Consider the following 11,927-nt stretch of genomic DNA (forward strand, 5'->3'; position numbering starts at 1 on the left):
ACTGAGCCCTGAGCCGGTCCGCACCGGGAACGGACGGGACCGGGGCGAGCGGCTGGCAGCCGCTCGCCCCGGTCCGGGTGTCTCGTACGACGTGTCGCGTACGTCGCGGGGTCAGGCCTCGATGTCGGCCTTGCCCTCGCTGTCCTTGCCGTCGACCTTGTCCTGGTCGCCCTTGCCCTCGGCCGCCTCACGCTCCGACTGCTTCTTGGAGGCGATCAGGCTGGTGATCGTGGTGATCACCAGCACACCGCAGATGACGGCGAGCGAGAACGAGATGGAGATCTCGGGGACATGGACCCCGTTCTCGTGCAGGGCGTGCAACACCAGCTTGACGCCGATGAAGCCGAGGATCACCGACAGGCCGTAACTGAGGTGGACCAGCTTCTTGAGCAGGCCGCCGATCAGGAAGTACAGCTGCCGCAGACCCATCAGCGCGAAGGCGTTGGCGGTGAAGACGATGTACGGGTCCTGGGTCAGACCGAAGATCGCCGGGATCGAGTCCAGCGCGAAGAGCACATCGGTGGTGCCGATGGCGATCATGACCACCATCAGCGGGGTCAGGATGCGCTTGCCGTTCTTCTCGATGAAGAGCTTCGTGCCGTGGTACCTGTCGGCGACACCGAAGCGGTTCTGGACCGACTTCAGCAGGCGGTTGTCCTCGATCTCCTCCTCTTCCTCACCGGCCCGCGCCTCCTGGATGAGCTTCCAGGCGGTGTAGATCAGGAAGGCGCCGAAGATGTAGAAGACCCAGGAGAAGGTGCCGATGATCGCCGCGCCGGCGGCGATGAAGATGGCACGCAGGACGAGGGCGATGAGCACACCGACGAGCAGCACCCGCTGCTGGAGGTGTGAGGGCACCGAGAACTTCGCCATGATCAGGATGAAGACGAAGAGATTGTCGACACTGAGCGACTTCTCGGTGATGAATCCGGCGAAGAACTCGCCCGATGCCTGACTGTTGCCGAACACCAGCAGACCGATGCCGAACAGTACGGCGAGAACGATCCAGACGATCGTCCAGATACCGGCTTCCTTGATCGACACGTCATGGGGCTTTCGCCCGATGAGGAAGTCGACCGCGATCAGGGCACACAGACCAAGAATGGTCAGGGCCCACAAAGTCCATGAAACGTCCACTGCGCCTCCGGCGTCGTACGGCTACTGATCAGCGTCGTCGCTGCCGGAGGTCTCTTCCACCCGAGCGTCTCATCTGCGCCGGCGGGCCGACGCCCCGGGACCGATGGCGGTCCGTATTGACGGGTACGTCGCGGTGCGGGAGTACTCCCCTCCGTTCAATGGAGAGTACAGGAAACACCAAGAGAAGGTAAAGTCGCTAGCAAAGCAGTCGCCAAGGTGCAGGTCAGACGGGCTGTGGCCCACCAGCGGCGGACCGGCGGCGGATCAGCGGCGCCAGGCGCGCCGCGCCTCGGCGACCTGGTCGAGCACCTGCCGCAGTATCTGGCTGCCCGGCGGCATCGTCAGCGGTTCGAACGTCCACGCGTGCCCGACCCACGGGTCGGCGAGGTGGTCGTCGGCGACCGGTGTGATCCGCAGCAGCGAGCGCCAGAGCGGGTCGAGCACAGGGCCGTACGCGCTGGCGTCCTCGCGGTCGGCGACCATCATCAGATGGACCCCGACGGCCGGACCCTCGTCGGCGAGATAGCGCAGCTGGGTGACCGCGCGGTCGTCGAACCCGTGCGGGAAGTCGTTCACGATGAGCAGCTGCTCACCGGTGTCGAGATCCGGCGGCAGCGAGTCGGCGGCGCGGCCCCTGATGGCCATCTGCACGAGGTCCACCCGCTGGGTGAGCTTCGCGAGCACGGCGGAGACGCCCGCGGCGCCGCTCGCCGGCGGCTGGTTCAGCACGCCCGCGGCGACCAGCGGGGCGAGGGACAGGGCGGCCGAGCCCGCGGCGTCGATCACATGGACGGTGAACTCGCCCGGCGGGTAGGCCGCGAGGAGACGTGCGGCATGACCGACCGCGTTGTCCATGGCGAGCCTGCGCAGCTGCCCCTCGTCCAGCATCAGGGCGGCCTCGGAGCCTGACCGGCCGCTGTCGATCCACAGGCCGCGCTCCAGGGGGAGCCTGACCAGCATGGGGATCCGCAGGTCGGTGCGCTCGGGCAGGTGGAGATCGCCGAGGCGCAGCGCCATCGGGTTGTCCATCGGGACGCGGTAGGCGTGCCAGACGGGGTTGTCCCAGCGGGCGTACGAGGGCGGCAGCGCGGGCTCGACGACCTCGGACTCGGCGGCGAGCTGGCCGAGGTCCCGGTCGAGGGCCTCACGCGCCTGGTCGGTGAGCTGGTCGCGCTTGGCGCGGGCGGCCTCGCGGGCCACGTCGCCGGTGCCGCCGATCCGGCTGCGCGGGTCGGACAGGACCCGGTCCAGCTCCTGGTCCATCCGGGACTCGGCGAAGTCGACGGCGCTGCGGTACGCGGCGGTGGCGCGGGCCAGGTCCTCGAACATGCCCCACACCTGGTTGTACAGGCGCTCCTCCATGGACCAGCCGGTCGCGTCGCCCGCGACCGGGCGGGGCGCCTGGCCGGGCTGCGCCGCCGGTGCGGCGGGCGGCGGGGTGGGCGGGGCCGTGGTCTGCCGGCGCGGGTGCGTGTAGTTGACCCGTCCGCCGGCGCTGCCTCCGTGGGAGGCGGCCGCGGGCTGCTGCCCCTGGCCGTCCGCCGGGCCGGCCGGCTGCTGGCCGGGGGTGCCGGGCAGCTGGTGCGGGGTCGCCCCGGCCCCGGAGGTCGTACCCGCGCCCGCGGCTCCTCCCGCGCCTCCCGCGGTCTGACCGGGCTGGGTGGCCGTGGCGGACCGGTCGGAGCGGACGCGCGCGCCGTCCGCCGCGCTGTTCCGCGGTGCCTGGATCGCGCTGGCCATGTGCCGGGCCACCGCCTCCTGGATCCCGGCGGCGAACTCCCGGGCCCCCGGCAGTCCCTGGTCGCCGAACAGCTCGGCGAGCCCGCCCGCGTACCCCTGGCCGACGGCGCGGACCTTCCAGGCGCCCTGCCGGCGGTAGAGCTCCAGGGCGACGACGGCGGACTCCGCCTCAAGACCGGTGATGGTGAAGCTGGCGATCTCGGTGCCGTCGGTGGCGGTGACGGCGGCGAACGGGGCTGCCGTGGTGCCGAACCTGGACGGTCCGCCGACCCCTTCGGGGAGCGCGAGCAGGACGTGCACCAGATGCGCGCGGTCCGGTACGGCCTCCAGGTCGACGTGGAAGCGCAGCCCGGCGGCGGCCTGCCGGGACACCTCGATGCCGGGCAGCGTGGGTGAACCGGGATGGGCGATCCACTCGACGCCGAGGACCGTGCCCCGGTCGTCGCCGAGGGTGGCACACGCCAGGACCGGTGCTCCGGCCGTCACCCGGATCTCCAGTCGGCTGTGTGGCAAGGGATGGTTCTGCCCCCGGACCAGCTCGGCCGTCATCGCCTCTGTCCCCTCGTCGGTCACGCTTCGGTGCCCCATGGTGATGTCGTTCTGTGGTGCCGTGTCCGAACCGCTCGGTGGGAGACGTTCGGCCGGTGATGCCCGGTGCTGCCCGGTATCTCGATACCGGTGCCCGGTGAGACTGTCTGTCGACAAGCCCCCCGCAAGAGGTGCAGCTCCCGGCGGCCTTGCCTCCGGGAGCTGCGCTGCGCTTGCGGGAGCCGTGCCTACAGGTGCGGCAGGATCGCCGGCATCAGGTCCTGGAACGTCCGGCCGTTGGCCGGGTTGCCCAGGGCGGTCATCTGCCAGCCGGCGCCGGCGCGGTGCACCTTGGCCATGATCTGCGCGGTGTACTGACCGCCGCCGTCGAGGGTGTAGCGGGCGAGCTCGTCGCCGTTGGTCTCGTCGACGATGCGGCAGAAGGCGTTCTGCACCTCCTGGAACGTCTGGCCGGTGAACGAGTTCACCGTGAAGACGATCTGGTCGATGTGCACCGGGACCCGCTGCAGGTCGACGAGGATCGCCTCGTCGTCGCCGCCCTGTCCGGCGCCGCCGACGAGATTGTCACCGGTGTGCCGCACCGAGCCGTCGTCGCTGACGAGGTGACGGAAGAAGACCACGTCGACCGGCTGCTTGTCGGCGAAGAGCACCGCCGAGGCGTCCAGGTCGATCTCGCGGGTGCGTGACCCGAACAGGCCACGACGCGGGGCGGCCTGCCAGCCGAGCCCCATGCGCACCGCGGTCAGGGTGCCGCCGCCCCTCTTCTCCAGGCTGATGGCCTGCCCCTTGGTCAGGTTGACCCCAGGGCCGCCGGCACTGCCCTTGGATACGTCGACCACGCGCTGTCCCCTCTCGGAAGTTCCCCCGCAACCGTCCATGTGTGCGGTTGTCCCGTACCCTACGCAGTCGCACTGACAGCGCAGGAGACTTCGGCCGTTTTTGTGTCGGTCTTGCAACACACCGGACGCGGTGGCGTCAGGCCAGCCCCACTTCCCTCATCTGCCGCAGCTCCTTCTTCAGTTCACTCACCTCGTCACGCAGCCGCGCGGCCACCTCGAACTGGAGATCAGCCGCCGCCGCGCGCATGCGTTCGGTCATCTCCTCGATGATTCCGGCCAGTTCGGCCGCGGGCCGGTCGGTGACCACCGCGCCCTGCTTGCCCGACGGACCCGACCGGGAGAGCGCCGGCACGGGGGCCTTCGTCTGCTTGCCCTCCTTGCCCTGGCGGTAGCCCGTACCGAGGAGTTGCTCGGTGTCGACCTCCTCGCGCGCGATGGTCGCGACGATGTCGTTGATCTTCTTGCGCAGCGGCTGCGGGTCGAGTCCGCGCTCGGTGTTGTACGCGATCTGCTTCTCACGGCGGCGGTTGGTCTCGTCGATGGCCTGCTCCATCGCCGGGGTGATCTTGTCCGCGTACATATGGACCTGCCCCGAGACGTTGCGCGCCGCGCGGCCGATCGTCTGGATCAGCGACGTCCCCGACCGCAGGAAGCCCTGCTTGTCGGCGTCGAGGATCGCCACGAGCGAGACCTCGGGAAGGTCGAGGCCCTCACGCAGGAGGTTGATGCCGACGAGGACGTCGTACTCCCCCGCGCGCAGTTCGCGCAGCAGCTCGATACGGCGCAGCGTGTCGACGTCGCTGTGCAGATAGCGGACCTGGACGCCCAGTTCGAGGAAGTAGTCGGTCAGGTCCTCGGCCATCTTCTTGGTGAGGGTGGTGACCAGGACGCGCTCGTCCTTCTCGGTGCGCAGGCGGATCTCGTGCACCAGGTCGTCGATCTGGCCCTCGGTGGGCTTGACGACGACCTCCGGGTCGACGAGCCCGGTGGGGCGGATGATCTGCTCCACGTACCCGTCGCCGCGGGAGAGTTCGTACTTGCCGGGGGTGGCCGACAGATAGACGGTCTGGCCGACGCGCTCCTGGAACTCCTCCCACTTCAGCGGGCGGTTGTCCAGCGCGGACGGCAGCCGGAAGCCGTGGTCCACCAGGGTGCGCTTGCGGGACGCGTCGCCCTCGTACATCGCGCCGATCTGCGGCACGGTGACGTGCGACTCGTCGATGACCAGCAGGAAGTCCTCGGGGAAGTAGTCGAGGAGGGTGTTGGGCGCGGTGCCGGGCGAGCGGTCGTCGAAGTGCATCGAGTAGTTCTCGATACCCGAGCAGGAGCCGATCTGGCGCATCATCTCGATGTCGTACGTGGTACGCATGCGCAGCCGCTGGGACTCCAGGAGCTTGCCCTGCTTGTCCAGCTCGGCGAGGCGCTCCTCCAGCTCGCGCTCGATGCCGTTGACGGCCTTCTCCATGCGCTCGGGTCCCGCCACGTAGTGGCTGGCCGGGAAGACGTACAGCTCCCGGTCCTCGCTGATGATCTCGCCGGTGAGCGGGTGGAGCGTGGAGAGGGCCTCGATCTCGTCACCGAACATCTCGATGCGGACGGCCAGTTCCTCGTAGACCGGGAAGATCTCGATGGTGTCGCCGCGGACCCGGAAGGTGCCGCGGGTGAACGCCATGTCGTTGCGCGTGTACTGGATGTCGACGAAACGGCGCAGCAGCTGGTCGCGGTCGTACTCCTCGCCGACCTTCAGCGGCACCATCCGGTCCACGTATTCCTGGGGCGTACCGAGGCCGTAGATGCAGGAGACGGACGCGACCACGACCACGTCACGGCGGGTGAGCAGCGAATTCGTCGCCGAATGGCGCAGCCGCTCGACCTCGTCGTTGATCGAGGAGTCCTTCTCGATGTAGGTGTCCGACTGGGGGACGTACGCCTCGGGCTGGTAGTAGTCGTAGTACGAGACGAAGTACTCGACGGCGTTGTTGGGCAGCAGCTCGCGGAACTCGTTCGCCAGCTGGGCGGCGAGGGTCTTGTTCGGAGCCATCACCAGGGTGGGGCGCTGAAGCTTCTCGATCATCCAGGCCGTGGTGGCCGACTTGCCGGTGCCCGTCGCACCGAGCAGGACGACATCCTGCTCACCTGCGCGGATGCGGCGCTCCAGGTCCGCGATCGCCGTCGGCTGGTCGCCGCTGGGCTGGTAGGAGCTGATGACCTCAAAAGGCGCCAAAGTACGTTCGATCTTGGAAACTGGCCGCATGTATCCACCGTACGACCACCCACTGACAGTCGAGGGTGGATCGCCCGCGGAACGGCCAGCGGGAGCGCCCGCGGGGCCGCCCGCCGGGTCACCAGTCGTGGACGCCCCGCGACCCGCCGCCGGCGGCCCCGGACCGTCTGGACACCGTCTCCTCGGCGCTCTCGCCGTACGTGGGCTCCGGCCGGACCCGCTGGGCCGGTACGCCGGGCAGGGCGCGCTCGCGGCGTCCCCGGCCGGCCCGGCCCGGGGGCACCGGGGTGCCGCTCTCCTGGCCGCCCATGACCATCAGCGGGTCGAAGATCACCACGACGGCCGCGAGCAGCAGGAAGACGCCGGGGCCCACCAGCATGGGCCCGAGCAGCGTGGCAGCGGGTTCGCCCGCGTCGGCCTGGTCGGCGGATCCGTCGGCCAGCCGCAGATGGACGTGGACGGCGGCCATGCCGGTGTAGTGCATGCCGGTGACGGCGACCCCCATGGCCAGGCTGGCGGCCAGGCTCATGAGCAGACTGTGGACGGACGCGGCGGCCCACAGTGCCGTGGTGGCCGCCACGACGGCGATCACGACGGAACCGATGACGGTCAGCGTGTCGTACTCGATGCCGCCCTGGAGTCGAATTCCGGCCATGCCCAGGTAGTGCATGCTCGCTATGCCGAGGCCGGTGACGGTGCCGCCGGTGACCAGGGCAATCGTGGTCGTGCCGCGGTATCCCACGACGAAGATGCCGAGGCCGACCATGACGATGGACAGGGCGAGGCTGGCGAAGGTGGTGGCCGGGTCGTAGGTGAGGGGCGTCTCGGCGACGGCGAAGCCCATCATCGCGATGAAGTGCATCGTCCAGACGCCCGAGCCGATCGCGATGGCGGCGAGCGCGAGCCAGCCGGCCTTGCGTCCGCGTTCGGCCGTGTGCAGGGATCTGATGGCGCAGCGCAGGCCCAGCGCGCCGCCGAGGCAGGCCATGAGGAAGGCCGCCACGGGGGTGATCAGGCCGTAACTGAATCCGTCGGTGGTGCCCTGCATGCGGTACGCCCTTCGCTCCTGATGAGCCGTCTGCCGAAGCGCCGGTCCGGGGGCGAGGGTATGACCAGCGGCTCGGCGTGCAAACATCAGGTCCCCCTTTTGTCGACATGGAGATGGTCTCCGGGGCCGTCTCGGGCGCATTCCGTTCACGTTGTGGCCAACCTTCGCCTGTCGCGTGTTGGCCGCCGACTGTCACTCTCGGCCCGTCTGTGATCGATCGACGCAAGGAGTCCACGTGTACGCACGCACCTCTGTGACCGCGACCGTCGCGCTGCTGGGAGCCGCCGCGCTGGTTCTGCCGGGGACCACGTCGGCCGCCGCGCCCCGGACCACGGCCCCCGAGACGTCCCCCGCGTCCGCGCGTCACGGCGCCGATCCGCTGGTCATCGCGCATCGGGGCGCCTCCGCGTACGCGCCGGAGAACACCCTCGCCGCCGTCGACAAGGCCGAGGAGCTGGGCATCGACTGGGTCGAGAACGACGTCCAGCGTACGAAGGACGGCGAGCTGGTCGTCCTGCACGACACGGACCTCAAGCGGACCACCGACGTCGAGCAGGTCTTCCCCGACCGCGCTCCGTGGAATGTGAAGGACTTCACCGCGGCGGAGATCGCGCGGCTGGACGCGGGCAGCTGGTTCGGCGCCGGGTTCGCGGGCGCGCGCGTGCCGACCCTGAAGCAGTATCTGGACACCGTCGAGGACAACCGCCAGAAGCTTCTTCTGGAGATCAAGGCACCCGAGCTGTACCCGGGCATCGAGAAGGACATCCTGCGTGTGCTCCGCGCGGAGGGCTGGCTGGACCGCTCGCACGTGCGGAACAAGCTCGTCATCCAGAGTTTCGGCGCGGACAGCGTGAAGGCCGTGCACGAGCGGCGGCCCGACGTGATCACCGGGTTCCTCGGTACACCGGCGGTGGCCGACCTGCCCTCGTACGCGAAGTTCACCGACCAGATCAACCCGAACCACTCCTCGCTGACCGCCGAGTACGTGGCCGCCGTGCACCGGCTGAAGGGCGCGCACGGCAAGCGGCTGACGGTCAGCACCTGGACGGTCAACGACGCCGCGGGCGCGCTGCGCGTGGACGCGTTCGGCGTGGACGGCATCATCACCAACAACCCGGACGTGGTGCGGGACGCGGTCGGCTGACGGGCCCCCCACCGCGGGCCGGGGCCCGTTGTCAGACCCGGGTCGTAGCGTGGTGGGCATGAACAGCGACACGCAGTCGGTGCGGTGGGCCGTCGTCGGAAGCGACATCGGTCCGCTGCTGCTGGCCGCCACCCGTGAAGGACTTGTGACAGTTGTCTTCCACGCCACGAGCGGGCGCCGGGAGGCCACACTCCGTCAGCTGAGGGGGCGGTTCGGCGCCGAGCCCGTCGAGGATCCGACGGGCCGGCTCGCCGAGCCGATACGTCAGCTGGCGGCCTTCTTCGACGGCACTCTGCGGGAGTTCGAGCTGCCGCTGGACTGGTCGCTGTCGGGCGGCTTCAACCGCCAGGTGCTCCGCGAGCTGGCGACCGGCGTTCCGTACGGCACGGTCGTCGGCTACGGCGAGCTGGCCGACCGGGTGGGCAGTCCGGGCGCCGCCCAGGCCGTCGGCGCCGCGATGGGGTCCAACCCGCTGCCGATCGTGGTGCCGTGCCACCGGGTGGTGGAGAGCGGCGGCGGACTGGGCGGCTTCGGGGGCGGCCTGGAGACCAAGCGCCAGTTGCTGGCGCTGGAGGGCGTACTGCCCACGCCGCTGTTCTGACGCCAGGCGCCGCCTCCGGCCGGCGGCCGACGTTTGCGGGCCCCTGTCCCGTGCCAGGGATGGGACATGCCTGACACGACACTGCTGCTGTCCCCCGAGGTGCGCGACGCGCTCGACGCGCACCGGCCCGTCGTCGCGCTGGAGTCGACGATCATCGCGCACGGTCTGCCGCGACCGCGCAATCTGGCCGTCGCCGAGGAACTGGAAGCGCTCGTACGGTCCGGCGGCGCCGTCCCCGCCACCGTCGCCGTGCTCGACGGCCGGGCCCATGTGGGCCTGGACAAGGACCAGTTGGAGCGGGTCGCGGGAGATCCGTCCGTCCGGAAGCTGGGCCACCGCGATCTGGCGCCCGCCCTGGCCACCGGAGCCAGCGGCGCGACGACGGTGTCCGCGACGGCGTTCCTCGCCGCCCGCGCCGGGATCCGGGTCTTCGCGACCGGCGGCCTGGGTGGTGTCCACCGCGACTGGGTCCGGGCCCAGGACGAGTCGGCTGATCTGCGGCTGCTCGCCGGAACCCGGATCACGGTGGTGTGCGCGGGCGTGAAGTCGATCCTCGACGTACCGGCGACGTTGCAGCGCCTGGAGACCCTGGGCGTCGGGATCCTCGGGTACGGCACGGAGCACTTCCCCGGCTTCTATCTGACGTCGTCCGGGGAGCCCGTCGACTGGACGGTGCGCACCCCGCGGGAGGTCGCCGAGGTGATGGCCGCCCAGGACACGCTCGGCGGACCGCCGGCCGCGCTGATCGTCGCCAATCCCGTGCCGGAGGAGCGGCAGCTCGATCCGGAGCTGCACGACCGGGTGCTCGCCGAGGCGCTGTCGGAGTGCCGGGAGCGGGGTATCGGCGGGCAGGCGGTGACGCCGTTCCTGCTGGGCGAGTTGATGCGGCGGACCGGCGGCGCCTCCCTGGAGGCGAATCTGGCCGCCGTACGCGGCAACGTACGACTGGCCGCGCTGATCGCGGCGGCGCGGTGAGCGGTGGGCGCCCCGCCGGCGGCGACGCGGGCGCGCTGCTGATCGTCGGGGACGTCGTCACCGACGTGGTGGCCCGGCACCGTACGCCGCTCACGCACGGCACCGACACCGCCGCCGAGATCCGCACCCTGCCGGGCGGCGCCGGCGCGAACGCGGCGTGCTGGGCGGTGGCCACGGGCTGCGCGGACGTCCGGCTGCTCGGCCGGGTCGGCGCGGACGCCGCCGGGTGGCACGAGGAGCGGCTGCGGGCTGCGGGTGTCTGGCCGCTGCTGGTGGTGGACGACGAAGCGGCGACCGCCACCGTCGTCTCGCTGGTCGACGCCTTCGCCGAACGCACCTTCCTCACCGACAGCGGGGCCGTCCTGCGGCTGTGCGCCGCCGACTGGTCGGACTCGCTGCTGGACGGCGTCGGCCGGCTGCACATCTCCGGCTATCTCTTCTTCGCCGCCACGAGCCGTCAAGTGGCGCGCGCCGCCGTGGAGTCGGCGCGGGCGCGTGGCATCCCGGTGAGCGTGGACCCCGCGTCGGCGGGCTTCATCGCGAGCCTCGGCGCCGAGGTGTTCCTGGCCGCGGCCGACGGTGTCCATGTACTGCTGCCGAACACGGACGAGGCCCGGCTGCTCACCGGCGTCCCGGACGCCGGGAAGGCGGCGGCCGAGCTGAGCCGCCGGTTCCCGCTCGTCGTGGTGACGCTGGGACCGGACGGCGCGCTGGTGGCGGCGGACGGCGCCGTGACGGCGCGCGTCCCGGCCGCCCGCGCGCGGGCGGTCGACTCCACCGGGGCGGGCGACGCGTTCAACGGGGCCTTTCTCGCGGCCCTGCTGGCGGGTTCCGACCCGGTGACGGCGGCGGCTGCGGGCTGTCGCGCCGGCGCCCTGTCGGTCGCACGGCCCGGCGGCAGGCCGCCGCTGCCGTAACCGCCCGCACTCGCTGTTCAGCTCTGCCGGGGCGCCCAGGCGGGGTGCCGCGGATCGTCCGCGCGTACGAGGACATCGGCGGCGTCGGCCGGGCCGACCTCGCTCTCGTACCGCTCGAAGGCGGGCAGCGTCCACTGCTCGTCCTCGGCGGTGCGACGGCGGAGCGCGGCCGGCGACAGCCGCAGATGCACCGTCAGGTCGAACGGGAACCAGTGGCCGAGCAGCAGCGGCCCGTGCACCAACAGCACGCCGCCCGGCGGGAGTTCGACGCGCGGGCTGCGCGTCGCGCGGTCGGTCGCCGGATCCCAGAGGTCGGGCAGGACCCGGCCGGTGCCGCCCGGTTCCACCGGCCCGAACACCTCGCGCCACAGCGCCCCGGTGTCGAACCAGCCGTCGTAGTACGCGTCGGGGTCGTGCCGCCCGTACTCGTACCGGAGCGACGCGGGCCGCAGGAAGCCGCCGGTCCCGACGACCAGCACCGAGCGGCCCCGCAGCCGCAGCGCGCCGGCGAGCGCCTCGGCCGGTACGCCGGGGCGCGCCGCCGGGGCGCCGTCCACGGCGACCCGCAGCCAGGGACTGCCGTCGCCGGCCCCGGCGTCCAGGACACGCGCCGCCAGGGCGTCGGTCAGCCGCTCCCAGGTGATCGCTTCGAGTCTCACGGTGCCATCGTGCCCTCCCCCGCGCGCCCCTCGCCGCGCCCCTCACGCCGTTTCCCATCGATTCAGGACGAACCGGCCCCGGGGCCGTGAGCGC

The 11,927-nt window shown here is 71.2% G+C and carries 10 protein-coding genes; 4 read left to right on the forward strand and 6 right to left on the reverse strand.

Annotated features, from left to right (window positions below; translation table 11 throughout):
* Positions 1 to 111: 111 nt before the first annotated feature.
* The 5 genes from BHU15_RS31530 to BHU15_RS31550 form a co-directional block, all read right to left on the reverse strand.
* A complete protein-coding gene (locus tag BHU15_RS31530; RefSeq protein WP_069630250.1) occupies positions 112 to 1,137 on the reverse strand; it encodes a TerC family protein in 1,026 nt (341 codons plus the stop codon).
* Positions 1,138 to 1,401: 264 nt separating this feature from the next.
* Positions 1,402 to 3,426, reverse strand: a complete 2,025-nt coding sequence (locus BHU15_RS31535; protein ID WP_069630251.1) for a TerD family protein — start codon at positions 3,424 to 3,426, stop codon at positions 1,402 to 1,404.
* Between the two features lie 227 nt (positions 3,427 to 3,653).
* The gene (locus BHU15_RS31540; RefSeq protein WP_031231966.1) at positions 3,654 to 4,220 is read right to left on the reverse strand and encodes a TerD family protein; all 567 of its coding nucleotides are present in this window, start codon (positions 4,218 to 4,220) and stop codon (positions 3,654 to 3,656) included.
* Positions 4,221 to 4,401: 181 nt separating this feature from the next.
* Positions 4,402 to 6,519, reverse strand: a complete 2,118-nt coding sequence (gene uvrB, locus BHU15_RS31545; RefSeq protein WP_069630252.1) for an excinuclease ABC subunit UvrB — start codon at positions 6,517 to 6,519, stop codon at positions 4,402 to 4,404.
* An 88-nt stretch (positions 6,520 to 6,607) separates the two neighbouring features.
* The gene (locus BHU15_RS31550) at positions 6,608 to 7,537 is read right to left on the reverse strand and encodes an MHYT domain-containing protein (RefSeq protein ID WP_069630253.1); all 930 of its coding nucleotides are present in this window, start codon (positions 7,535 to 7,537) and stop codon (positions 6,608 to 6,610) included.
* Between the two features lie 235 nt (positions 7,538 to 7,772).
* On the opposite strand from BHU15_RS31550, the gene BHU15_RS31555 reads away from it, so the two are divergent.
* The 4 genes from BHU15_RS31555 to BHU15_RS31570 all read left to right on the forward strand — a co-directional run bounded on the left by BHU15_RS31555 (position 7,773) and on the right by BHU15_RS31570 (position 11,174).
* Positions 7,773 to 8,681 carry a glycerophosphodiester phosphodiesterase gene (locus BHU15_RS31555; protein ID WP_069630254.1) on the forward strand — a complete coding sequence of 303 codons (909 nt, stop codon included), beginning with the start codon at positions 7,773 to 7,775 and terminating at the stop codon, positions 8,679 to 8,681.
* A gap of 58 nt (positions 8,682 to 8,739) precedes the next feature.
* Positions 8,740 to 9,282 carry a methylated-DNA--[protein]-cysteine S-methyltransferase gene (locus BHU15_RS31560; RefSeq protein WP_069630255.1) on the forward strand — a complete coding sequence of 181 codons (543 nt, stop codon included), beginning with the start codon at positions 8,740 to 8,742 and terminating at the stop codon, positions 9,280 to 9,282.
* 66 nt (positions 9,283 to 9,348) lie between these two features.
* Positions 9,349 to 10,257: a pseudouridine-5'-phosphate glycosidase gene (locus tag BHU15_RS31565; RefSeq protein ID WP_069630256.1), complete on the forward strand. Its 909-nt coding sequence runs from the start codon at positions 9,349 to 9,351 to the stop codon at positions 10,255 to 10,257.
* The gene (locus tag BHU15_RS31570) at positions 10,254 to 11,174 is read left to right on the forward strand and encodes a carbohydrate kinase family protein (protein WP_069630257.1); all 921 of its coding nucleotides are present in this window, start codon (positions 10,254 to 10,256) and stop codon (positions 11,172 to 11,174) included. Before BHU15_RS31565 ends, BHU15_RS31570 begins: the two co-directional genes overlap by 4 nt.
* Before the next feature lie 17 nt (positions 11,175 to 11,191).
* On the opposite strand, the gene BHU15_RS31575 is transcribed toward BHU15_RS31570, so the two are convergent.
* On the reverse strand, positions 11,192 to 11,833 hold the full coding sequence (locus BHU15_RS31575) for a nucleoside/nucleotide kinase family protein (protein WP_069630258.1): 642 nt from the start codon (positions 11,831 to 11,833) through the stop codon (positions 11,192 to 11,194).
* Positions 11,834 to 11,927: the final 94 nt, after the last annotated feature.

It is taken from the genome of Streptomyces niveus (assembly GCF_001723055.1).
GTDB lineage: Bacteria > Actinomycetota > Actinomycetes > Streptomycetales > Streptomycetaceae > Streptomyces > Streptomyces niveus.

Coding starts and splice junctions, on each gene's coding strand:
- uvrB (WP_069630252.1), bottom strand. CDS start 6,519: ATGCGGCCAGTTTCCAAGATCGAACGTACTTTGGCGCCTTTTGAGGTC.
- BHU15_RS31550 (WP_069630253.1), bottom strand. CDS start 7,537: ATGCAGGGCACCACCGACGGATTCAGTTACGGCCTGATCACCCCCGTG.
- BHU15_RS31560 (WP_069630255.1), top strand. CDS start 8,740: ATGAACAGCGACACGCAGTCGGTGCGGTGGGCCGTCGTCGGAAGCGAC.
- BHU15_RS31535 (WP_069630251.1), bottom strand. CDS start 3,426: ATGACGGCCGAGCTGGTCCGGGGGCAGAACCATCCCTTGCCACACAGC.
- BHU15_RS31565 (WP_069630256.1), top strand. CDS start 9,349: ATGCCTGACACGACACTGCTGCTGTCCCCCGAGGTGCGCGACGCGCTC.